19 protein-coding genes and 1 pseudogene are annotated in these 22,053 nt (G+C 70.6%); 15 read left to right on the plus strand and 5 right to left on the minus strand.

Features of this window, described 5'->3' with window-relative positions; translation table 11 throughout:
- Positions 1–55 precede the first annotated feature (55 nt).
- Positions 56–1,687 carry an L-glutamate gamma-semialdehyde dehydrogenase gene (pruA, locus tag QQM67_RS26400; protein WP_314177157.1) on the minus strand — a complete coding sequence of 544 codons (1,632 nt, stop codon included), beginning with the start codon at positions 1,685–1,687 and terminating at the stop codon, positions 56–58.
- A 41-nt stretch (positions 1,688–1,728) separates the two neighbouring features.
- The gene (locus QQM67_RS26405) at positions 1,729–2,658 is read right to left on the minus strand and encodes a proline dehydrogenase family protein (protein WP_314177159.1); all 930 of its coding nucleotides are present in this window, start codon (positions 2,656–2,658) and stop codon (positions 1,729–1,731) included.
- A 319-nt stretch (positions 2,659–2,977) separates the two neighbouring features.
- Here QQM67_RS26405 and QQM67_RS26410 point away from each other — a divergent pair, with 319 nt between their 5' ends.
- The 3 genes from QQM67_RS26410 (at position 2,978) to QQM67_RS26420 (ending at position 7,105) form a co-directional block, all read left to right on the plus strand.
- Positions 2,978–4,240, plus strand: a complete 1,263-nt coding sequence (locus tag QQM67_RS26410; RefSeq protein ID WP_314177161.1) for a helix-turn-helix domain-containing protein — start codon at positions 2,978–2,980, stop codon at positions 4,238–4,240.
- A 577-nt stretch (positions 4,241–4,817) separates the two neighbouring features.
- Complete coding sequence (locus tag QQM67_RS26415) at positions 4,818–5,726, plus strand: PE-PPE domain-containing protein (protein ID WP_314177163.1); 909 nt, start codon at positions 4,818–4,820, stop codon at positions 5,724–5,726.
- Between the two features lie 629 nt (positions 5,727–6,355).
- On the plus strand, positions 6,356–7,105 hold the full coding sequence (locus QQM67_RS26420; protein ID WP_314177164.1) for a class I SAM-dependent methyltransferase: 750 nt from the start codon (positions 6,356–6,358) through the stop codon (positions 7,103–7,105).
- Here QQM67_RS26420 and QQM67_RS26425 read toward each other — a convergent pair.
- A complete protein-coding gene (locus QQM67_RS26425) occupies positions 7,093–7,800 on the minus strand; it encodes a GntR family transcriptional regulator (RefSeq protein WP_314177165.1) in 708 nt (235 codons plus the stop codon). The genes QQM67_RS26420 and QQM67_RS26425 overlap by 13 nt on opposite strands.
- A 175-nt stretch (positions 7,801–7,975) precedes the next feature.
- Between QQM67_RS26425 and QQM67_RS26430 the strand changes: the two genes are divergently transcribed.
- From QQM67_RS26430 to QQM67_RS26480, 12 genes and pseudogenes are all read left to right on the plus strand, one after another.
- Positions 7,976–9,274 (plus strand): alpha-L-fucosidase, encoded by a 1,299-nt coding sequence (locus tag QQM67_RS26430; protein WP_314177167.1) that lies wholly within the window; start codon positions 7,976–7,978, stop codon positions 9,272–9,274.
- The gene (locus QQM67_RS26435) at positions 9,261–10,613 is read left to right on the plus strand and encodes an ABC transporter substrate-binding protein (RefSeq protein ID WP_314177169.1); all 1,353 of its coding nucleotides are present in this window, start codon (positions 9,261–9,263) and stop codon (positions 10,611–10,613) included. The genes QQM67_RS26430 and QQM67_RS26435 overlap by 14 nt, the downstream gene beginning before the upstream one ends.
- Before the next feature lie 83 nt (positions 10,614–10,696).
- Complete coding sequence (locus tag QQM67_RS26440; RefSeq protein ID WP_314177485.1) at positions 10,697–11,539, plus strand: carbohydrate ABC transporter permease; 843 nt, start codon at positions 10,697–10,699, stop codon at positions 11,537–11,539.
- A 38-nt stretch (positions 11,540–11,577) separates the two neighbouring features.
- Positions 11,578–12,444 (plus strand): carbohydrate ABC transporter permease, encoded by an 867-nt coding sequence (locus tag QQM67_RS26445; protein WP_314177170.1) that lies wholly within the window; start codon positions 11,578–11,580, stop codon positions 12,442–12,444.
- A gap of 34 nt (positions 12,445–12,478) precedes the next feature.
- A complete protein-coding gene (locus tag QQM67_RS26450) occupies positions 12,479–13,567 on the plus strand; it encodes a mandelate racemase/muconate lactonizing enzyme family protein (RefSeq protein WP_314177172.1) in 1,089 nt (362 codons plus the stop codon).
- A gap of 19 nt (positions 13,568–13,586) precedes the next feature.
- Positions 13,587–13,919, plus strand: coding sequence for an L-rhamnose mutarotase (locus QQM67_RS26455; RefSeq protein ID WP_314177174.1), 333 nt, complete (start codon positions 13,587–13,589; stop codon positions 13,917–13,919).
- The gene (locus QQM67_RS26460; RefSeq protein ID WP_314177176.1) at positions 13,900–14,814 is read left to right on the plus strand and encodes an amidohydrolase family protein; all 915 of its coding nucleotides are present in this window, start codon (positions 13,900–13,902) and stop codon (positions 14,812–14,814) included. The genes QQM67_RS26455 and QQM67_RS26460 overlap by 20 nt, the downstream gene beginning before the upstream one ends.
- The gene (locus QQM67_RS26465; protein ID WP_314177178.1) at positions 14,811–15,806 is read left to right on the plus strand and encodes an aldo/keto reductase; all 996 of its coding nucleotides are present in this window, start codon (positions 14,811–14,813) and stop codon (positions 15,804–15,806) included. Before QQM67_RS26460 ends, QQM67_RS26465 begins: the two co-directional genes overlap by 4 nt.
- Positions 15,807–15,869: 63 nt before the next feature.
- On the plus strand, positions 15,870–16,619 hold the full coding sequence (locus QQM67_RS26470) for an SDR family NAD(P)-dependent oxidoreductase (RefSeq protein ID WP_314177180.1): 750 nt from the start codon (positions 15,870–15,872) through the stop codon (positions 16,617–16,619).
- Between the two features lie 114 nt (positions 16,620–16,733).
- Positions 16,734–17,741 (plus strand): annotated as a pseudogene (locus tag QQM67_RS30730) (ATP-binding cassette domain-containing protein); the annotation flags it as partial.
- 126 nt (positions 17,742–17,867) lie between these two features.
- Positions 17,868–18,608 (plus strand): ABC transporter permease, encoded by a 741-nt coding sequence (locus QQM67_RS30735; protein ID WP_399067725.1) that lies wholly within the window; start codon positions 17,868–17,870, stop codon positions 18,606–18,608.
- Between the two features lie 159 nt (positions 18,609–18,767).
- Entirely contained in the window at positions 18,768–19,541 is a 774-nt protein-coding gene (locus QQM67_RS26480; protein ID WP_399067727.1) for a GNAT family N-acetyltransferase, read from the plus strand.
- Between the two features lie 54 nt (positions 19,542–19,595).
- Here QQM67_RS26480 and QQM67_RS26485 read toward each other — a convergent pair whose 3' ends face one another.
- Together QQM67_RS26485 and serA are read right to left on the minus strand one after the other, a co-directional pair.
- Positions 19,596–20,102 carry a DinB family protein gene (locus tag QQM67_RS26485; RefSeq protein WP_314177187.1) on the minus strand — a complete coding sequence of 169 codons (507 nt, stop codon included), beginning with the start codon at positions 20,100–20,102 and terminating at the stop codon, positions 19,596–19,598.
- A gap of 165 nt (positions 20,103–20,267) precedes the next feature.
- On the minus strand, positions 20,268–21,857 hold the full coding sequence (gene serA / locus QQM67_RS26490) for a phosphoglycerate dehydrogenase (protein WP_314177190.1): 1,590 nt from the start codon (positions 21,855–21,857) through the stop codon (positions 20,268–20,270).
- Positions 21,858–22,053: the final 196 nt, after the last annotated feature.

Raw genomic sequence — 22,053 nt, forward strand, 5'->3', positions numbered from 1 at the left:
GTCAACCGGTGCCGGGCCGCGGCCTGTTCACGTACCGGAGAGAGCGGGGAGCCGGTCAGCCCATGTGCGGGTAGCGGTAGTCGGTCGGCGCGACCTGGGTCTCCTTGATGGCGCGTGGCGACATCCAGCGCAGCAGGTTGAACTTCGAGCCCGCCTTGTCGTTGGTGCCGGAGGCGCGGGCGCCGCCGAAGGGCTGCTGACCGACGATCGAGCCCGTGGGCCGGTCGTTGAGGTAGAAGTTGCCCGCGGCGAACCGGAGTTTCTCGCTCGCCTCGGCCAGCGCCGCCCGGTCCTTGGCGAGGACGGCGCCCGTCAGGGCGTAGGCCGCGACGGACTCCATCTGCTCCAGCATCGTCGCCCAGTCGCCGTCCTCGTAGACGTGTACGGCGAGGATGGGGCCGAAGTACTCCTGGGAGAAGACCTCGTTCTCGGGGTCCGTGCACGCGATGACCGTCGGCTTCACGAACCAGCCCACGGAGTCGTCGTATTCGCCGCCGACGAGGATCTCGCAGGTGGGGTCCTGCTTCGCGCGGTCGATGGCCGCCTTGTTCTTGGCGAAGGCGCGGTCGTCGATGACGGCGCCGATGAAGTTGGACAGGTCGCTGACGTCGCCCATCGCCAACCCCTCGGTCTCGGCGAGGAGTTCGTCCTTGAGCCCGCCGTCCCACAGGGAACGCGGGATGTACGCGCGGGAGGCCGCCGAGCACTTCTGGCCCTGGTACTCGAAGGCGCCGCGCACCATCGCGGTCTTCAGCACGGCGGCGTCCGCGGTGGGGTGGGCGACGATGAAGTCCTTGCCGCCGGTCTCGCCGACGATGCGCGGGTAGGACTTGTAGCCGGTGATGTTCTCGCCGACCGTCCGCCACAGGTACTGGAACGTCTTCGTCGAACCGGTGAAGTGCACGCCCGCCAGGTCCGGGTGGGGCAGCGCGACCTCGGAGACCTCCTTGCCGTCGCCGGTGACGAGGTTGATCACGCCCTTGGGCATGCCCGCCTCCTCCAGCATCTCCATCAGCAGCACGGCGGAGTGGGTCTGCGTCGGGGAGGGCTTCCAGACCACCACGTTGCCCATCAGCGCGGGCGCGGTGGGCAGATTTCCGGCGATGGCCGTGAAGTTGAAGGGTGTGATCGCGTAGACGAAGCCCTCCAGCGGGCGATGGTCGAGGCGGTTCCAGACGCCCTTCGGCTGGATCGGCGGCTGCTCGGCGAGGAGTTCGCGCGCGAAGTGCACGTTGAAGCGCCAGAAGTCGATGAGTTCGCACGGGGCGTCGATCTCGGCCTGCTGGATCGTCTTGGACTGACCCAGCATCGTGGACGCGGCGATCGTCTCGCGCCACGGGCCCGACAGCAGTTCGGCGGCCTTGAGGATGATCGCGGCGCGGTCGTCGAAGGACATCGCGCGCCATGCGGGCGCGGCGGCCAGAGCGGCGTCGATCGCGTCCTGCGCGTCCTGCCTCGTGGCGTTCCCATAGGTGCCGATGACCTTGGCGTGGTTGTGCGGTTGCACGACGTCGACGCGTGCGCCGCCGCCCATCCGCTTCTCGCCGCCGACGGTCATCGGCAGATCGACCGGATTCTCGGCGAGTTCCTTGAGCTTGCGTTCCAGCCGGGCACGCTCGGGGCTGCCGGGCGCGTAGGTGTGCACCGGCTCGTTGTACGGGGCGGGGACCTGGGTCACAGCGTCCATGGCTGCCGTCTCTCCTTACTCTGAGGGCACTGTCGGGGTGTTCAGCCGCGGGTGGCGAGCGAGCGGAGGAAGAATCCGAGGTTGGCCGGACGTTCCGCGAGGCGCCGCATGAAGTATCCGTACCAGTCGGTTCCGTAGGGGACGTATACGCGCATCCGGTGGCCCTCGGCCGCAAGCCGCAGCTGCTCGCCCTCGCGGATGCCGTAGAGCATCTGGAACTCGAACTCGTCGTGCTTGCGCCCCAGGCGCCGCGCCAGCTCCTGCGCGATGGTGACCATCCGCGGGTCGTGCGTGCCGACCATCGGATAGCCCCTGCCGGAGAGCAGGATCTTCAGGCAGCGCACGTACGAGCGGTCCACCTCGGTCTTGTGCTGGTACGCGACCGACGCCGGTTCTTTGTATGCCCCCTTCACCAACCGTACGCGCGAGCCCTCACCTGCCAAGGCCCGGCAGTCGTCCTCGGTGCGCAGCAGATAGGACTGGAGCACCGCCCCGGTCTGCGGGAAGGTCCGCCGCATCTCGGCGAGGACGGCGAGGGTGGAGTCCACGGTGGTGTGGTCCTCCATGTCCAGCGTCACGGTGGTGCCCGACTCGGCCGCCGCCTCGACGACCGGCCGGACGTTGGCGAGCGCCACGTCGTGGCCGCCGTCCGGGAGCGCCTGCCCGAAGGCCGACAGCTTCACCGACATCTCGGCCCGCGCACCCAGGCCCTCGGCGGCCAGTGCGTGCGCGAGCGCGAGGTAGGCGTCCCGGTTGCGCAGGGCCTCCAGGCGGTCGGTGGTGTCCTCGCCGAGATGATCGAGAGTGACGTCGAGGCCGCGCGCGGTCAGCGACCGTACGGTCCGGATGCACGGCTCGAGCCGCTCGCCCGCGACGAAGCGGTCCACGACGGGCCTGGTCACCGGCGCGGACGAGACGAGACGGCGGATGCCGTCACTGCGCGCGGCGGCGAGGAGCACTGGTCCGAACACGGGCACCTCCACTGGCGTTCTTCTTCGCGCTCCAGGCGTCCCGTGGCGGGCCCCGTTCGACCGAGGGGGAACGTTGGGCAGGACGAAAGCCACGGCGTCGGAAGCCACCCTGAATCTAAGGATCGCGCCATCGCGGGGCCATCGACAGCTGTCACGCATCCGTGTCCCAGATCTCAGACATATGTACGAGAATGGTGAGGCCGGAGCGGACGGAAGCGGCCGGTGGGGACGGAGAAACCGGCGGAGAACCCGGAGAGCCGCCCGGAAACCGGCGGAGAGCAGCCGGAGCGGCGGAGAACCGGCAGGCGGGGAGGCGGACATGCGCGAGGACTACCAGGCACTCATCGACGAGGTCTGCGCGCTGCTGGGAACCCCCGCGACCCTGGAGCGCCGCGACTTCGCACTGATCGCCTTCGGCGCCCACGAGGGCGACGGCGACGGCGCGGAGCCCGCGCTGGACCCGGTGCGCAGGCGCTCCATCCTCGGCCGCCGCTCCACGGCGGAGGTGAGGGCCTGGTTCGAAAGCTTCGGCATCACCAGGGCGACGCGGCCCGTGCGCATCGATCCCGAACCGGCGGCCGGCGTCGAGCACGGCCGCATCTGTCTGCCCGTGCGGCACGGGGGCGTCGTCCACGGCTACATCTGGCTGATGGACGACGGTGCGCTGGACCTCGCCGACCCGCGGCTCGCGTCGGCGATGGAGGTGGGCTCGCGGATCGGAGCGCTGCTGGCCGCCGAGGCGCGGGCCGAGGCGCGTACGGGCGAGCTGCTGCGGGCGGTGCTCACCGAGGACGACCGAGCCCGGAGCGAGGAGGCGGCCGCGGAGCTGCGTGAGCTGCTCGGGCCCCCGGCGTCGGGACCGCTGGCGCTGGTGGCCGTGAGCCCGTGGCGCACGGGGACCGAGGGCGGGGACGCCGGTGAGCGGCGGGGCGGAAACGGGAGTGGCGAGGGCGCGGGAGGCCAGGGCAGGCAGGGCGGGAACGACGTACGGGCCGCGTCCGACCCGTACGCCACCGCGCCCGCCCCCGTATCTCCGCATGTGATGGCGCGCTCCGTGCTGCCGGGGCATGCGGGGGCGGCGCTCGCCGCCCTGGTGCGGCTGCGCTCCCCCGACGCCCGCGATCCGGCGCTCACCGCGGCCGCGCAGTTGCTGCGCGGGCCGGGCGCCCACGCCACGGCCGGTGTGAGCGGCACGCGGCGCGGCCTCGCCGAGGCGGTGCCCGCCTGGCGGGAGGCGCTCGCCGCGGCCCGGGCGGCGGAGGCGGAGGCGGAGCGGCTGGGCCCGGTCGCGGAGTGGGACGCGATCGGCCCGTACCGTCTGCTGACAGCGCTGCCCGCCGGCACCGGCGAAGACCCGGCCGCCGCCGCGCTGTTGCGCCCCGCGCACGCCGAACTCGCCCGCACCGCCGAGGTGTTCCTCGACCACGCGGGCCAGGCGGCCCGCACGGCCGCGGCCCTGGGCATCCACCGCCAGACTCTCTACTACCGCCTCTCCCGCATCGAGGCCCTCACCGGCCTCGACCTCGACGACGGCACCTCCCGCCTGCTGCTGCACATGGCGCTGAAGGCGGTGCGGCTGTGAGCCGCCGCACGCCCGCGATTCCGTGAGCGACGTCGGTGGATCACGAGCACTCGACGAGCAACAGGGGCTCGCTGAGCAACTGCCGGTGGAGGCCCTCCACATGTCGACGTACGAGTCGAGGTTCCTCTCGACCTTCTCCCAGTCCGGCCTCTTCCAGTCCGGCCTGAAGACCTCGACGCCCTTGACGATCCGCGTGAGTTCCGTGGCGTTGGCGCCGGTCGCCCTTGATGTCGCCCCTGGCCCGACGCCGCTGCCGGGGCCCTCCCCACACATGACAGAGCGGCCAAGCGCCATTGAAAACCGCGCGTGAAACCGAAACCGCCTCCGACGACCGGGACTTCGGCCGTCAAGAAAACTCCCAGCCGCGGCCCGGGTGTGCCTGAACAGGAATTCATCATTGGTCGCACCGGTGTTGCGAAATTCCCAGCAGCGGGATTTCCAATTTCATTGGAATAGGCCACACTTCAGAGCTTTTCTCATTGCTACGCTCACCGCGCAATCCCCACGAGGCGGCGTCGGACGACCTGTCTGATCCGCCTGTCGGAAAGTTGTCTGAGTCAACTGCCAGGAAGGCGACATGCGAAGAAGAACTCTGTGGGCGGCCGTCGCCGCCTCTTCGGCACTCACCCTGACCGCCACGGGCGTCGCGACCGCCGTCGGGACGGAGGCGGCGGGCTGCGCACAGACCCGGATTTTCGAAGTCGGCGGCCACCTCGACGGGAACGCGTCGGTCTACGACAAGAGCAACGGCAGTCTCCCGGCGGGAACGGACGCCCAGAAGGTGCCGTACTCGGCCCAGATCGCCCCGTTCCCGGGTGACACGATCTCTATGGACGACTCGGTGGCCGAGGGAATCTCCAAGCTGGACAAGGCTGTTCGCGACTACCACGGCCAGTGCCCGGACTCTCACATCACCATCTCCGGATACTCCCAGGGAGCGATCGTCGCCGGTGACGAACTGGCCCGGCTGTCGCAGGAGCAGACGATCCCGCACCAGCAGATCGACGGCGTGCTCTACGGAGATCCGAGACGGCCCGGCGTCGACGGCGGCCCGGGCGGCATCGAGGGGAACCTGCCGACCATCGTTCCCGGTATCACGATGAAGGGCCAGCGCGGCTTCGGCGACATAGCGGTCCACGAGATCTGCAACAAGAACGACGGCATCTGCTTCTCGGAGAACCCGGTCACGAATCTGCTCGGCTTCGCCAACGGCGTCGCGGGCTACTTCATGGGCGACCACTCCTACGAGATCGACCCGTCGGCGCACCGGGGCGACGGCGACACGGTCCACGACCAGCCACCGCGCGTCCCGCACGGGCCGCCGCTTCCCGTACCGGCGAAGACGCCGCGGGAGAAGTACGAGGGCGATGTACCCGGGGCGCAGCGCGCGACCGCCGTGTTCCGCGACGGCGTCCGCGAGCACCTTCCCCGCGAACTGCGCGACAAGCTCGACGAATTCCCTTGGCTCTCGGTCCCGGCGAAGTAGGCGAGTGGTGAGGGTTCCGCCCGCGGGCGGTCCGGTCGAAGACGCTGACAGTCGTGCGCCGCCGGACGGTTCCGGGGAGCGTGCCGTCGCGCCTGGAATACGTGGGCACCCCGGGGTGAGTCGAGGGTGACCTCTGCGTCTGCTGTGGCGGCCACACCGGCAAGCCGTACGGCGTCGTCGAGGGGCACGCGCTCTCGGCGCACGCCGCGCGGCGACGTCGGTCAGAGTCTGGGACTGAAGCGGATCGAAACCGCCGAGGGTTAGGGACGAAGGCAGCGCCACACATCGCATTGCTCATCCACACCGACACCGCAGATCAACGGTCCGCGATTGCTCACGAAATCGCGGACCGTACAGAGTTGTTGCGGGGTCCGCGATTTGACGCGCGATGTCCCCCACCCCGACCGAACACGGCCGCGAGTTCCTCCGCGAAGCCACCGAGTCGTCCGAGCCGCCACCGAAGCCGATCCCGCGCAGGACGGCATGCGCAGCCGCCGTTCCGCCATGAGATGAACTCGCGGGCAGAGGAGAGCGGCACGGGCAGGTGGTGAAGCAAGGACGGCCCCCGGAGGGCCCAGCATGCCGGCCGTCAAGAGGGCGGCCAAGGCGGAGGAATGGACGGGGAATCGATGTCGACAGCGGAATACGACCAGATCGCTGACTGGTACGAAGAGGACTTCCTCGGCAGGCAGGACGCCGCAACCACGGACGGAAACCCCCGCAGCCTGAACCGGCTGCTCGGCGGGCTTCTCGGGACAGGCAGCGGCACCTGCCTGGAGATCGGCTGCGGCACCGGTATTCACGCCGCCCCCATCCGCGACCGTGGCTGGACGCCGGTCGGCGTGGACCTGTCCCGCCGGATGCTCGGCTACGCCCGTGATCGGCTACCGGTCGCGCAGGCCGACGCCGAGAGGCTGCCGGTCCGCAGCAACTCCGTCCCGGCCGCCGTCGCGGTCATGGTGCACACGGACATGCCCCGCTATCCGACGGTGGTGCACGAAGCTGCCCGAATCCTCCATCCCGGCGGGGTGTTCGTGCACATCGGCGTCCACCCCTGCTTCTGCGGAGCGTTCGCCGACCGCTCGGAGCCCGATGCGATCGTGGTCCGTCCCGGCTACCTCGACGGCGCCTGGACGAAGACTTCCTGGACGAACCAAGGAGTACGCGACAAGGTCGGAGCCACGCACCTCCCGCTGCCCCACCTCATGCACGCGTTCCTCGACGCAGGACTGGTACTCGAGCGATTCGCCGAGCACGGCACCCCGACTCCGATCGTCATGGCGGTCACGGCACGCAAGCCCGGCCGACTCCCGACGTCGGCCACAGCGCGAAGTCACGGCCCCCGCACCGGGGTCGCTTCCGCTGATCAGGAGTCGTAGGCCGTCGTCAGGCGCAGCCTGGACGCCTCCAGGTGGTCGCGCATGGCCTGCGCCGCGGCCTGCGGATCCCGGGCTCGGACGGCGTCGAGTACCGCCCGGTGCTCGTCGACCGCCTCACCGGCGATGCTGTGCCGGAAGTAGAGGCGGTAGCTGTGGTTGTGCGCCCGGAAACGGCGCAGCGTGTCGGCCATCAGCGGGCTGCGGCTCGCCTCGGCGATCGCGTTGTGGAAGGCGGCGTCGAGCTCCGCGAAGTCCCGATACGACTCGTAGGTGTCGCCGCGCAGCGGCGGTGTCATCCGTTCAAGTGTCCGGTGCATATCGGCCAGTTCGGCCGCGTTCGCGTGCCGTGCCGCGCGCTCCGTGGCCGTCGGCTCGAGGAGCAGCCGGATGTCGTAGAGGTCGTCCAGGCCTGACCGGTCGAGCAAGGGGGCGACCTGGTAGCCGGCGTTCGGCCGGCGCACGACGAGGCCCTCCGACTCACACCGTGCGAGGGCCTCGCGGACCGGCGTCTGGGATACGTCGAGTTGGCGCGCGAGCCCGTCGATCGACAGCTTCGTACCGGGCTCCAGGTCGAGATCCATGAGCAGCGTCATCAGCGACTGGAAGACCGACTCGCGAACGCTGATCTTCACCGATCTGCGGGAACCCGAGCCGCTCCTCGCGGCCGCGCGCGCCGCCGGCACCCGGTCACTCATCGGTCCTCCACATCGTCGGTCACTGAAACTACGCGCTCGACTCGGCCAACCAGCAGGACGGTACTGATCGTTGCGGAATCTTCGCGACGCCTGGTTGACGCACAACCGGAACGCCTGCATCCTCAAGGCGAATCGTATCGTATCTGATTTCGTCCGGCCTCGCTCGCTCCGGAAGGTGACTCTCTTGACCATCCCCGACTGGTTCGGTGAAGCGGCCTTCGGGCTGTTCGTCCACTGGGACCACGCGAGTCAGCAGGGCGTGGAGATCGGCTGGCCGCTGGTCGGCCGATCGATCCTTCCGGGCCGTACCGAGCCCGAAGCCGACATCACGGTGGCGCAGTACCAGTCCACCGCCGCGACCTTCGATCCGCACCGATGGGATCCGCGGGCGGTGGCCCGCCTCGCCCGCGCCGCAGGCGTGCGGTACGTCGTCTTCACCGTCCGGCACCACGCCGGCTACTCGATGTACGACACCGAACACTCGCGCTTCTCCATCGCGGCGTCCCCGTACGGACGCGACATCACCCGCGAGTTCTTCGACGCGCTGCGCGCCGAGGGCCTGCGCGTCGGCGTCTACTACTCGCTGCCGGACTGGAACCATCCGGACTACCCGGCGTTCACCGACGCCGACCGCCCCTACCCTCACGACCGGTATCGCCGGCCGTCGCCGGAGCGGTGGGCGCGCTACATCGACTACGTCAAGGGACAGCTCACCGAACTGCTCACCCGGTACGGGACGATCGACCTGCTCTGGTTCGACGGGGAGTGGGAACGCACCGCCGAGGAGTGGCACGCCGCCGAGCTGCGTGAGCTGATCAAGTCGCTTCAGCCGGAAGTGATCATCAACGACCGGCTGCCGGGTCAGGGCGATTACGCCACTCCGGAGCAGGGCATGCCGCGGCGGCCGCCGGGCGGTCCGTGGGAGCTGTGTCTCACCATGAGCGAGAGCTGGGCGTACCGGCCCGACGACCTGGACTACAAGAGCCCGCGCCTGCTCGCCGGCTACCTCAGCGAGGTCGTCTCACGCGGCGGCAATCTCCTGCTCAACATCGGCCCACGCGGCGACGGATCGCTCGTTCCGGCCGAGGTGGCCACGCTCAAGCGGCTCGGCTCCTGGCTTGCGAGCCACGGCGAGAGCCTCTTCGGCGCCGGTCCGGCGTCCGAACGTCTCGACTTCTACGGCCCCGCCACCCAGCAGGGCGACACCGTCTACCTGCACCTGCTGCTGCGGCCGCAGGACCTGCTCGTCGTCCGCAACGTGCCCGTCGGCTCGGTGACCGGTGTACGCCTGCTCGGCACCGAGCAGCCGCTGGAGTTCTCCGTCAACGAGGAAGTGCACAAGGCCAACGGCGCCGACGACGAGCCCCTCGGCGAACTCCTCATCAGCGTGCCGCCACCGACCGGCGCCCTCGTCGACGTCGTTGCCATCGAACTGTCCAACTCCCGGAAAGGGGAGTCACGTGCGGACCTTTGACCCTTCCAAGGCGGCCAAGCGCGTCGTCGTCCTGCTCGCCGTCGCGAGCGTCCTCTCGGCGTGCGGCACCGGTCCGGGCGCTTCCTCCGGCGACGGCAAGTCGCTGCGCGTACAGATCCCCTCCGGGCCGTTGGCCAAGCGGATGCAAGAGGTCGGCCGGGACTTCGAGAAGGCCAATCCCGGCACCAAGGTCACCTTCGAGAGCGTCGACTCCGACAGCTCCCGCGGCCCGAACGTGGCGCTGCTCAGCTCGACCGCCACCCCCGACATCGGCTACCTCCAGCGCAGTACCGGCGTCTGGTCGGCGCTGCTGAAGAAGAAACAGCTCACGCAGATCGACGACGTGTGGGACGACGCCGGTCTGGCGAAGAAGTACGCCAAGAGCCAGAGCGCCTACTACACGACCAACGGGCACCACTACGGCGTCCTCTACGAGGAGCTGCTGGTCGCCCCGATCTACTACAACAAGGCGGCGTTCGCCAAGGCCGGCATACCCGACCCGGCCGATCACCAGGTCGCCTCCGTCGACGAGTTCGAGTCCATGGTGGACAAGTTGAAGGCCGCCGGGTACGCGGGCTTCGGCGTCGGCGGATCGAGCCCGTACGACCTGGGGCACACGCTCGACGCGCTGCTGCCCACCGCGGTGTCGAAGAGCGATTACGAGGCCATGCTCACGAACTTCAAGCCGGGGTCGCCGACGAAGGTCAAGTACACCGACCCGGGCTTCGTGAAAGTGCTGAAGACCATCCAGGACTGGCAGAAGAAGCGCGTCTACCAGAAGGGGATGCTCGGCATGGACACCACCCAGGCTCAGGCGCTGTTCACCAGCGGCAAGCTCGCGACGCTCCAGGGCGGCAACTACAGCTACGCGGAACTGAAGGCGGCCAAGCCGTCGTTCGACATGGGCTGGTTCCTGCTGCCGCCGCTCACGCCGGGCCGCAAGACGCCGTTCAACGCCTTCAACGGCGACACCCTCGTCGTCCCGGCCAAGGCGGGGAACCCCGAACTGGCGAAGAAGTTCCTCAAGTTCTTCATGACCGAGAAGTACCAGATCAGCGTCGTCGCCGGCAGCGGCTCCCTGCCGGTGTTCACCTCGATCCAGCCGTCCCGCCTGTCGAACCTGGGCGACCTGGTGCAGGAGCAGTTCGAGCTCTCCAAGTCCGTCGGGCAGGTCAACATCTGGGACTCGACCGTGCCGTCCACGCTCGGGCAGGCGTTCGCGGTGCCGGTGCTTCAGAAGCTCGTCTCCGGCAAGCTCACCCCGCGGCAGGCGGCGGAGCAGTTCCAGGCCGAGCTGGAGAAACTCCAGTCCGGCAAGGTCTCCGGGGCGACGGACTGATGGTCGCCCACGAGGCCGGTCCGGCTGTGGCCCGCGCCCCCGTGCGCGGGCCGCGCCGGAAGGCACGGAGGTTCCCGGTGCTGATGGTCGCGCCGGCGCTGGTGCTGATGGCCCTGCTGATCGCGTACCCGGTCGCGGAGTCGGTGCATATCAGCCTCGGCTCGTGGGACGGCATCGGATCGGTCACCTACCGCGGGCTGGCCAACTACCGGCGGCTCGTGGGCGATTCACTCGTCCAGCAGTCGATCGTGACGAGCCTGGTGTTCTTCGCGGGCACCGTGGGCTTCAGCGTGCTGATTGCGATCTTGCTCGCCAACGCGATCAACCGGAAGGTCCCGGGCGCCCGCGTCTTCAAGACCGTCTGGTTCCTGCCGGTCATCGTTCCGGTCAGCGCCGCGGGCGTGTTCTGGTCCAACTCGTTCCAGCCCTCCACCGGCGTGGCGAACACCGTGCTCGGCTCGCTCGGACTCGGCGACGGGCACGCCTGGCTCGCGTCGTCGTCGACCGCGCTGACCGTGACGATCTTCGTCGCGGTGTGGACGCAGACCGGATACGCGATGCTGATCCTGCTGGGCGCGATGGACACCATCCCGCCCGATGTCCATGAGGCGGCCACGCTCGACGGCGTGTCCGAGGCCGGACGGCTCTTCCGGATCACGCTGCCGAACATCGTGCCGATGATCGGCACGGTCACGACCCTGATGTCGGTGTTCTCCTTCAACGCCTTCGGCGTCATCTACGCGATGACCCAGGGCGGGCCCGGCAACGCCACGAGCATCCTGCCGGTGCTGGTCTACAAGCAGTCGTTCATCGACCAGGACTACGGCTACGGCTCGGCCACCGCCGTCGTGACGACGCTGATCGTCAGCGTCATCGGCGTCGTGGTCCTGCAACTGTTCCGCCAGCAGCGGCTGGACGCGCGATGAGGGAACCTGCGCGGCGCGCGCCGGCCCGGACTGCCGGCATGGCGGCGAGCGCGCGCCGGCGCGGACGGCTCCGGAGCCGCGGCCCCCTCTGGTACTTCGGTTATCTGCTGCTGCTCGTCTGGACGTTGATCACCATCGTCCCGTTCCTGTCGATGCTGTTGCTGTCACTGCATCCGACAACCGACATCTACGCCCATCCGCTGGGCCTCGACGGCCGCTGGGTGCTGTCGAATTACGCAGCGGCCTGGCGCGGCACGGTCGGCGGCGCACCGCTGTCGACGTACATCGTCAACAGCCTGCTGGTCACGCTGTGCAGCCTCGGCATCGGCGTGACCTGCGGCAGCCTCGCCGGCTACGGCCTGGCCCGCGCGACCCGCCGGTTGTCGGGCGCGGTCAGCCGCATCATGGTGCTCGCACTGAGCATCCCTCTGGTCGTCGCGCTGATCCCGACGTTCGAACTCCTCGGCAGGTACCGCCTTCTCAACAGCGTGCTCGGCATCTCGCTGGTGTACGGGGCCTTCACGACGCCGACCATCGCCCTGATCATGCGGTCGGTCTTCGCCGCCGTGCCCCGCGAGCTGCTGGAGGCGGCCAAGATCGACGGGTGCGGGGAGTTCGCCGCGCTGCTGCGCGTCGTCCTGCCGATCAGCAGGGGCGGCTTCATCTCGGTCTCGATGCTCGGGTTGATCTTCGTCTGGAGCGAGGTGCAGTTCGGTGTGGTCTTGCTGACCCGCCCGCAGAATCGCACGCTGTCAGTCGGACTGCTGTCCTTCCAGGGCCAGTTCGTCAGCGACCAGGGAGCGTTCTTCGCCGGACTCGCCATGGCGACGTTTCCCGTCGTCATTCTCTTTCTCATCTTCCAGCGCTACGTCACGAGCGGCATCACGCTGGGCGCCCTCAAGTGAGCCGTACAGTGCCCCGATCCAGGAAGCACACGACATGACACGAATCGAACGCATCGAAGTCCAGCTGGTGGATCTCGAACCGGCGGTCGTACGCGTCGACGCGATGCAGTCCTTCGTCAAGCAGGAGACGGTCCTCGTCACAGTCCACTCGTCCGACGGGCTGTCCGGTACCGGGTACTCCTACACCATCGGGACCGGCGGGCGGGCCGTCGTGTCGCTCATCCGCGACCATCTGGTCCCGGCACTGCTCGGGCGGGACGCCTGTCCCGTCGAGGCGCTGTGGCGGCACATGCTGGACCAGACCCGTGCGACGACCGTCGGGGCGATCACCTCGCTCGCGTTCGCCGCGGTGGACACCGCGCTGTGGGATCTGCGCGGCCGCCGTACCGGCGAGTCGCTGTGGCAGATGGCCGGCGGCGCCCACGAGCGGCTGCCCGTCTACGACACCGACGGCGGCTGGCTGCACCTGTCCGTCGAGGAGGTCGTGGAAGGCGCGAAGCGGTCGGCCGCGGCCGGGCTTCGCGGCGTGAAGATCAAGGTGGGCAAGCCGTCGCCGGCCGAGGACGCCGAGCGGCTCGCCGCCGTCCGCGCGGCCGTGGGCCGGGAGTTGGAGCTGATGGTCGACGCGAACCAGGCGTTCACCGCCGCCGAGGCGATCCGCCGCGCCCGCACGTACGAGCCGCTCGACGTCGCCTGGTTCGAGGAGCCGCTGCCGGCCGGCGACCTGGCCGGGCACGGCCGGCTGGCCGCCTCGACCAGCGTGCCCGTGGCGGTCGGCGAATCGCTGTACTCCGCCCAGCAGTTCGGGGCCTACCTGGCGGCGGGAGCGGCCGGGATCGTCCAGGTCGACGTCGCCCGCGTCGGCGGGATCACCCCCTGGCTGAAGGTCGCCCACGCCGCGGAGGTGCTCAACATCGCGGTGAGCCCGCACTTCCTGATGGAGCTGCACGTCAGCCTGGCCACGGCGGTGCCGAACGGGATCTTCGTCGAGCACATCCCGCAACTCGGGGCGATCACGCACAGCACGCTCTCCATCGAGAACGGGTGCGTGGCCCCGCCCCGCGTACCCGGCATCGGAATCGACTGGAACCACGACGCCCTGGACGATCACCGGGTCGTCTGAAACGACTGAAGGAGCCCTGATGAAGCGGGTCGCCACCGTCATCCGGCTGCGGCCGGAGAAGGAGCGGGAGTACCGGCGGCTGCACGCCGCCGTGTGGCCGGACGTGCTCGCCGCGCTGCACCGCGCGCACATCGGCAACTACTCGATCTTCCTCCGCGACGGCCTGTTGTTCAGCTACTACGAGTACACCGGGGACGATCTGCGGAGCGACCTGGCACGGCTCGCAGAGGACGAGACGACGCAGCGGTGGTGGCAGCTGACCGATCCCTGCCAGGAGCCGGTCGCCTCGGCGGCCGACGGCGAATGGTGGGCTCCGATGGAGGAGGTCTTCCATGACGACGGACCGCACTGAAGCCGCCGGAAGCGTCCCGGCGTCACCGCGTATCGACGCGCACCACCACGTGTGGGACCTGTCGGTCCGGGATCAGCCGTGGACCCGGGATCTGCCCGCGCTGCGCCGCGACTTCAGCATGACCGACCTGGCGCCGGAGCTCGACGCACACGGCATCGACGCGACCGTGGTCGTCGAGACGGTGGACTCCGCGGACGAGACCGTGGAGCTGCTGCGGCTGCACGCGCGCGACATGCGCGTCGCCGGTGTCGTCGGCTGGGCCGACCTCACCTCCCCGGGCCTCGCCGGCACGCTGGACCGGCTGCGCACGGCGGAAGGCGGTACCGGCCTGGTCGGCCTGCGGCACCAGGTGCAGCTCGAACCACCCGGCGCGGCGGAGGGCGACTGGCTGCTGCGGCCGGACGTCGCCGCGGGCCTGGACGTCCTGGGGGACCGCGGCCTGGTCTTCGACCTGATCGTCACCGCCGGGCAGCTGCCCTCGGCGATCGAGGCGGTACGGCGCCACGCCGGCACGTCCTTCGTCCTGGATCACGCGGGCAAGCCGCCCATCGCGGCGGGCACGGCCGAGCCGTGGGCGACGCACATCGCCGAGCTCGCGGAGCTTCCGAACGTCGCGGTGAAGTTCTCCGGCCTGCTCACCGAGGCCGCCGACGGGCAGCGCGACGCCGAGCATCTGCTCCCGTACGCCCGTCCGCTGCTCGAGGAGTTCGGCGCTCAGCGGCTGATGTTCGGCTCGGACTGGCCGGTGTGCACTCTGGCCGCCGGCTACGGGCGCACGATGTCGATCACGGCCGCGCTGCTGGAGACACTCGACGAGGCGGACCGCGCCGCCGTGTACGGGCGCACCGCGATCCGCTGGTACGGGCTCGCCCACGGCAGCGGAGCCGCCTCGTGAACCGCCGGCGTATCGGACGGACCGGTCTCCACGTGACCGAACTCGGCTTCGGCAGCGCGTCCATCGGAAACCTCTACGCGGCCATCGACGACGAGCAGGCACGGGCGACCGTCGACGCGGCCTGGCAGGGCGGCGTCCGGTACTTCGACACGGCGCCGCACTACGGGCTCGGCCTGGCCGAGCAGCGACTCGGCCGGGCGCTGGCGTCCAGGACCCGCGCCGAGTACGTGATCTCGACCAAGGTCGGGAGGCTCCTCGTGCCCAACGACGAACCGCGGGGCACGGATCTCGACTCGGGGTTCGACGTACCGGACACGCTGCGGCGGCGGCTCGACTACTCCCCTGCCGGGGTCAGGCGCAGTCTTGAGGACAGCCTGACCCGGCTGGGCCTCGACCACGTCGACATCGTCCTCGTACACGACCCCGACCTGCACCTCCCGCAGGTGATCGCCGAGACGGTGCCGGAGCTGCTGCGGATGCGCGACGAGGGCATGGTCTCGGCGGTCGGCGTCGGCATGAACTACTGGCAGCCGCTCGCGGAGATCGTCGACCGCTGTGACGTGGACGCCGTGATGCTCGCCGGACGCTGGACCCTCCTCGACCGCTCCGGCGAGCCGCTGCTGGACCGCTGTGCCGAGCGCGGCGTGTCGCTGCTCGCGGCGGCACCGTTCAACTCGGGCATCCTCGCGCGCGCTGAGCCGAGCGGCGACGACACCTTCGACTACGCGCCGGTGACCGAGCCGGTGCTGCGCCGCGCCCGCGAGCTCGCCGACCTCTGCCGGGCCGCGGGCGTCGAGCCGGCGCACGCCGCGCTCCGGTTTCCGCTGCGGCGGCCGGAAGTGGCGTCGGTGGTCGCCGGCATGGCCTCCCCGGACCAGGTACGCCTCGGCGTGCGGCGCATCGACGAGCCCGTCCCCGACGCGCTGTGGCCGCGGACACGGGCCGCGGCACCGCTGCCTGACGGCGCGTTCAGCCGGCCCCCGTCGCCTTGAGCGCGGCGTGCCCTGCCGCGGCCCGAACCGCTCTGCGGCGGCAGACCTTCGGAAGGACGGGACATGGGTGACTTCGACGGACTGCGGGCGCTCGTCACCGGCGGCGCATCGGGCATCGGCCTCGCCACCGCCCGCCGCCTGGCCGAACTCGGGGGAACCGTCGCGGTCCTCGACCTCAACGGGCCGGACGACACCACACTGATCGGTGTCACGGCAGACATCACCGACGACGCCGCGGTGCGCGCGGCCGTCGGCGAGGCGATCGGCCGGCTCGGCGGCATGGACGTCCTCGTCAACAACGCCGGCATCGGGGCGCAGGGCGGTGTGGAGGACAACCCCGACGCGGAGTGGCAGCGAGTCCTGGACGTCAACGTGGTCGGCCTGGTGCGCGTGACCCGTGCCGCGCTGCCGGCGCTGCGCGCGTCCGCGCACGCGGCGATCGTCAACACCTGCTCGATCGCGGCCACGGCGGGCCTGCCGCAGCGTGCGCTGTACTCGGCCAGCAAGGGCGCCGTGCTCGCGCTGACCCGCGCGATGGCGGCCGATCTGCTCCGGGAGAACATCCGGGTCAACGCCGTCAGCCCGGGGACCGCGGACACCCCGTGGATCGGCCGGCTGCTGTCCGCCGCCGACGACCCCGGCGCCGAACGCCTGGCCCTGGAGGCCCGCCAGCCGCACGGCCGCCTGGTCCGGCCCGACGAGATCGCGGCCGCGATCGCCTACCTCGCCTCGCCGGTCTCATCGTCGGTGACCGGCACGGCCCTGGCGGTCGACGGAGGCATGGACGGCCTGCGCCTGCGCCCCGGCGCCTGACCCGATGCCTGCCAACACGGAATCCGGCGCGCGCCCACGGCGGAAAGCGTGTGGTCCTCGGCGTACGGACGGCACAATCTGCCTCAAAGGGGGCGCCTTCCGCGAGAGTGAGCTATGTCTGGTTCCGCCATCCACGTCGAGGGTCTGGTCAAGCGCTTTGGAACGACCACGGCCCTCACCGGCATCGATCTGAACGTCGAGGAGGCCACCGTCTTCGCCCTGCTCGGACCGAACGGCGCGGGCAAGACGACCCTGGTGCGGGTGCTCGCCACCCTGGTCGCTCCGGACGAGGGAAGCGCCCAGGTCTTCGGCCGCGACGTCGCCGACGATCCCGCCGGCGTACGGGAACTCCTGGGACTGACCGGCCAGTTCGCGGCGGTCGACGAGATGCTGACCGGCCGGGAGAACCTTCAGATGTTCGGGCGCCTGTTCAACCTCTCGGCCGCGGCCGCCCGCCGTCGGGCGGGCGAACTGCTCGAGCGCTTCGACCTGGCCGACGCCGGAGATCGCCGGGCAGGCACGTACTCAGGCGGCATGCGGCGACGGCTCGACCTCGCGTCGAGCCTCCTGACCCGCCCGCGCGTGCTGTTCCTGGACGAGCCGACGACCGGCCTCGACCCGCGCAGCCGCAACGAGATCTGGTCGATCGTGCGTGAACTCGTCCGCGACGGTACGACGCTCCTCCTCACCACCCAGTACCTCGAGGAGGCGGATCAGCTCGCCGACCGTATCGCCGTGATCGACCACGGCGGCGTGATCGCGCAGGGCACGGGAGACGAGCTCAAGGACCGGATCGGCGGCCGGCTCCTGGACGTCGAACTCGTCACCGCCGCACAGCGCGAGAGAGCATGCGTGGCGCTGATGAGCATCGGCTGCCGCGGTCCCGAACCCGGCGACCAGCCCGCGCAGCTGACACTTCCCGCGCCCCACGACGGCCTCGAGATGATCGAGAACGCGGCTTCGGCGCTCCGCAGAGCGGACATCGCAGTGCGCGATCTCAGGCTCCGCCGCCCGACGCTCGAGGACGTGTTCCTCCAGCTGACGGGCGCGCCCCCGACCGAGGACGAAGCCGCCTCCGAAGGCGCGTCCGAAGCCGCGTCCGAAGCCGCCGAGCACGAGGCGCCGACCCGTGACGTCCCTGCTGCTGAGACCCCGGCGACCGGCCCCCGGGCCGCGACGCGACCACCGCGGTGGAGGCGGCTCTCGCCGGGAATCCTCCGTGCCGCCGGCGCCGGCGCCGACGCACGGGTGATCAGTGCGCGCAACCTGCTCCACTTCATCCGGCAGCCGGATCTGCTGGTCTTCTCGACGATCCAGCCGATCATCTTCGTGCTGCTGTTCGCGTACGTCTTCGGCGGCGCGATCAGCGGGTCGCTGCCTCACGGAGTCACGTACATCAACTACCTGCTGCCCGGCATCCTCATCCAGTCGGTGACGTTCCGGGCCAGCATGACGGCACTGGGCCTGTCCGACGACCTGAAGCTCGGCGTGATCGACCGTTTCCGCACCATGCCGATGGCGCGCTCCGCCGTGCTCGTCGGCCGTACCGCCGCCGACTTGATCCGGAACGTCCTGATCATCGGGCTGATGATCGTCATCGGCTACCTCATCGGCTTCCGCTTCCAGGCCGGTGCCGTACAGGCTGTCGGCTCCGTCGTCCTCGTCAGCGCCTTCGGTCTCGCACTGAGCTGGATCTTCGCCTTCGTGGCACTCATCGTGCGAAGCGCCGAGGCAGCTCAGTCGGCCGGCTTCGTGATCCTCTTTCCGCTCGTGTTCGCGAGTTCGGTGTTCGTGCCGATCTCGAGCATGCCGAGCTGGCTGGAGGCGTTCGCGAGCGTGAGCCCGGTGACCCTGACCGCGGACGCGGCGCGTTCGCTGGCGCTCACGCCCGGCCTGCCCTCCACCCTCGGCGGCGCGATCGCATGGATCGCGGGCATCCTCGCCGTGTTCGTCCCGCTCTCCGTGTGGCGCTACCGGCGCATGACCTGATGTGCCGCAAGAGCCCGCCACGGCGGGCGCTCTGTGCGTAGCGTCGGGTGGGTGACGGACGACGCCGACGGGGACGGGGGCAAGGCCGTGGCCGGGAACGCGGACGTGGCCGGGAGCGGGGACGAGGACGAGGCCCTGCGTGCTCTGTACGACGCGTCGATGCGGGGAGCCCCGCCGACGCCGTCCCCCGGCGTCGTCTACGAGCAGGACGGGCCGCTCGTACGCGCCGTCGGCGGCTTCCGCGGCTTCGTCTTCTGCCCCCGCGACCCCGGCCTGCGCGGCGCCGGGCTGGACCGGCTGATCGAGCGGCAGCGCGATCTCTTCGCCGGGCGCGGCGAGACGGTGGAGTGGCGGGTGCACTCGCACGACCGCCCGCCGGAGCTGACGGAGCGCCTGCGGGCGGCCGGCTTCGCGGCTGCCCGGCGCAACACCGTACTCGTGGGCGAGAGCGCGGAGTTGGGCACGGAGTCGGGTGCCGCGCCGGGGACGGGGCGGGCGCTGCCCGAGGGCGTCGTGGTGCGCCGCGTCAGCGGGGCGGCGGACATGCGGCGGATCGGCGCGATGCAGGCCGCGGTCTGGGACATGGACCTGAGCTGGCTCGCCGGCTTCCTCACCGGCCGGATCGAGGCGGCGCCGGAGGACGTGGCCGTGCTCGCCGCCGAGGCGGACGGGCAGATCGTGAGCGCGGCATGGATGTTCCTGTGGCCGGAGCGGGGCTTCGCCGGGCTGCGGGGCGGGACGACGCTTCCCTCATGGCGGGGCCTGGGCGTCTACCGGGCCCTTGTCGCCCGGCGCGCCCGGATCGCGGCCGCGCGCGGCGTGCCGTATCTACAGGTCGACGCCACGGGCGACAGCCTTCCGATCCTGCGCCGGCTGGGCTTCCGGACCGTCACCAAGATGACGCCGTACGTGTGGACGCCGCCGGGCCGCTGACCGGCCGGGACGGCCGGAACGGGCCGAACGGCCGGAACTTCCGGAACACCCGCCTCAGGCGCCGGTCGTCCCGTCGACGGCCTCGCGGATGAAGTCGGCATGGCCGTTGTGCCGCGCGTACTCGTGGATGAGGTGCAGCATCACCAGCCGCAGCGAGACCTCCTCGCCGGACCGCGTGTGGCGTCCCGTGACGTCGAGGGACTCCGCCTCCCGCTCGATGCGCCGCGCGTGCCCGATCTCCGCCCGCCAGGCGGCGAACGCCTCGGCCCGCGTGGAACCGCTCGCGTCGTACGCCTCCTGGAAGTCGCCCACGTCCGACCAGACCAGCGGGAGGTCCTGGCCGTCGATCGTGCGCCGGAACCACACCCGCTCCACCTCGGCCATGTGCCGCACCAGGCCCAGCAGCGAGAGCGTGGACGGCGGTGAGGCGGCGCGGCGCAGCTGCTCGTCGCTCAGGCCCTCGCACTTCATCGCGAGCGTCTCGCGGTGGAAGTCGAGGAAGGCCCGCAGTGTCTCGCGCTCCCCGCCGGTCAGCGGCGGAGAGGTCCGTTCCGTGGCCACCCTGTTCTCCCCTGTCCCGTGAACGTATGGCTGTGAAGCTGCCCGTGAAGCCGCCGCGAAGGCGCTCGTGAACGTGGCAGTGAACGTACGTGCGCCCGGACCGTGTCTCCACGACCCGGGCGCACGCCTGCCTGCGGTCCGCCGTACGCGGCCCGCCTCCCCTGCTCAGTCGGAGAGGTCGACGCTGCGGGCGGACGTCGCCCCGATCTCGCCCTTGATCTCCGCGAGGACGGGAGCCGGGATGTCGTCGTCGACGGTGAGTGCCACGAGGGCCTCGCCGCCGGCGGTGGCCCGGCCCACCTGCATGCCGGCGATGTTGATCCCGGCCTCGCCGAGGATGCGGCCCACCGTGCCGACCATGCCGGGGCGGTCGGTGTAGCGGAAGAACGCCATGTGCTCGGCGAGCGGCAGGTCGACGTCGTGCTCGCCGACGGCGACGACCTTCTGCTGGTGCTTCGGCCCGGTCAGGGTGCCGGAGACCGAGACCTCCTCGCCGCTGCTGAGGGTCCCTCGTACGGTCACCATGTTGCGGTGCTCCGCCGACTCGCTGGAGGTGGTCAGGCGCACCTCGACGCCGCGCTCCTGAGCGAAGAGCGGCGCGTTGACGTAGCTCACCGTCTCGTCGACGACGTCCTCGAACACGCCCTTGAGAGCGGAGAGTTCGAGCACCTTCACGTCGTGCTGCGTGATCTCGCCGTACACCTCGACGTCCAGCCGGACCGCGACCTCTCCGGCGAGCGCCGTGAAGATGCGCCCGAGGCCCTCGGCGAGCGGCAGCGCGGGACGTACGTCCTCGGCGATGACGCCGCCCTGGACGTTGACGGCGTCCGGCACCAGCTCGCCCGCGAGCGCCAGCCGCACCGACTTGGCGACCGCGATGCCCGCCTTCTCCTGGGCCTCGCCCGTGGAGGCGCCCAGGTGCGGCGTGCACACGACCTGGTCGAACTCGAAGAGCGGCGAGTCGGTGCAGGGCTCGCTCGCGTAGACGTCGAGACCGGCGCCCGCGACGCGGCCCTCCTTCAGGGCGGAGGCCAGCGCCGCCTCGTCGACGATGCCGCCGCGGGCGGCGTTGACGACGCGGACGCTCGGCTTGACCTTGTGCAGCGCGTCGTCGCCGATCAGGCCCAGCGTCTCCGGGGTCTTGGGGAGGTGGACGGTGATGAAGTCCGACACCTCCAGCAGCTCGTCGAGCGAGAGCAGCTTGACGCCCATCTGCGCGGCCCGCGCGGGCTGCACGAACGGGTCGTACGCGACGACCCTCATGCCGAACGCCGACATGCGCTGCGCCACGAGCACGCCGATGCGGCCGAGGCCGACGACGCCGAGCGTCTTCTCGCTCAGTTCCACGCCGGTGTACTTGCTGCGCTTCCACTCGCCGTTCTTCAGCGCGGTGTTGGCCTGCGGGATGTTGCGGGCCGTGGCGATCAGCAGGCCGCACGCGAGCTCGGCGGCGGTGACGATGTTGGACGTCGGGGCGTTCACCACCATCACGCCGGCCTTGGTGGCGGCCGGGACGTCGACGTTGTCGAGCCCGACGCCCGCGCGGGCGACGACCTTGAGTTTCCGTGCGGCTGCCACCGCGTCCGCGTCGACCTTCGTCGCGGAGCGGACGAGGATCGCGTCCACATCGGCGATGGCGGTGAGGAGTTCGTCCCGGTCGGCGCCGTTGCAGTGCCGGATCTCGAAGTCCGGCCCGAGGGCGTCGACGGTGGCGGGCGAGAGCTCTTCGGCGATCAGTACTACGGGTTTGCTCACGTGGTCTCCAGTATCGGGGCACCTCCCAGGCCAAAGGCCCAGGGGGAGGATCATCCTCGCTGCGGGCAGCGGCGGGGAGCAACGGCCACGTCCCGGCGGCCGTAGACGGTGGAGGGGGTATCCCCGCGGGGCGGCGGCGCAAGGGCAGACGCACGACGCTGTGAGCCTGTGGCGCGCTCGGCTTGTGCGTGCAGTG

Source organism: Streptomyces winkii, from assembly GCF_032248595.1.
Lineage (GTDB): Bacteria > Actinomycetota > Actinomycetes > Streptomycetales > Streptomycetaceae > Streptomyces > Streptomyces winkii.

What these genes read in the sequence shown, in the direction of transcription:
- QQM67_RS26445 (WP_314177170.1), top strand. Translation starts at nt 11,578, where the DNA reads ATGGCGGCGAGCGCGCGCCGGCGCGGACGGCTCCGGAGCCGCGGCCCC.
- QQM67_RS26480 (WP_399067727.1), top strand. Translation starts at nt 18,768, where the DNA reads ATGCGGGGAGCCCCGCCGACGCCGTCCCCCGGCGTCGTCTACGAGCAG.
- QQM67_RS26460 (WP_314177176.1), top strand. Translation starts at nt 13,900, where the DNA reads ATGACGACGGACCGCACTGAAGCCGCCGGAAGCGTCCCGGCGTCACCG.
- QQM67_RS26420 (WP_314177164.1), top strand. Translation starts at nt 6,356, where the DNA reads ATGTCGACAGCGGAATACGACCAGATCGCTGACTGGTACGAAGAGGAC.
- pruA (WP_314177157.1), bottom strand. Translation starts at nt 1,687, where the DNA reads ATGGACGCTGTGACCCAGGTCCCCGCCCCGTACAACGAGCCGGTGCAC.
- QQM67_RS26440 (WP_314177485.1), top strand. Translation starts at nt 10,697, where the DNA reads ATGGTCGCGCCGGCGCTGGTGCTGATGGCCCTGCTGATCGCGTACCCG.
- QQM67_RS26455 (WP_314177174.1), top strand. Translation starts at nt 13,587, where the DNA reads ATGAAGCGGGTCGCCACCGTCATCCGGCTGCGGCCGGAGAAGGAGCGG.
- QQM67_RS26470 (WP_314177180.1), top strand. Translation starts at nt 15,870, where the DNA reads ATGGGTGACTTCGACGGACTGCGGGCGCTCGTCACCGGCGGCGCATCG.
- QQM67_RS26450 (WP_314177172.1), top strand. Translation starts at nt 12,479, where the DNA reads ATGACACGAATCGAACGCATCGAAGTCCAGCTGGTGGATCTCGAACCG.
- QQM67_RS26425 (WP_314177165.1), bottom strand. Translation starts at nt 7,800, where the DNA reads ATGAGTGACCGGGTGCCGGCGGCGCGCGCGGCCGCGAGGAGCGGCTCG.
- QQM67_RS26410 (WP_314177161.1), top strand. Translation starts at nt 2,978, where the DNA reads ATGCGCGAGGACTACCAGGCACTCATCGACGAGGTCTGCGCGCTGCTG.
- QQM67_RS26415 (WP_314177163.1), top strand. Translation starts at nt 4,818, where the DNA reads ATGCGAAGAAGAACTCTGTGGGCGGCCGTCGCCGCCTCTTCGGCACTC.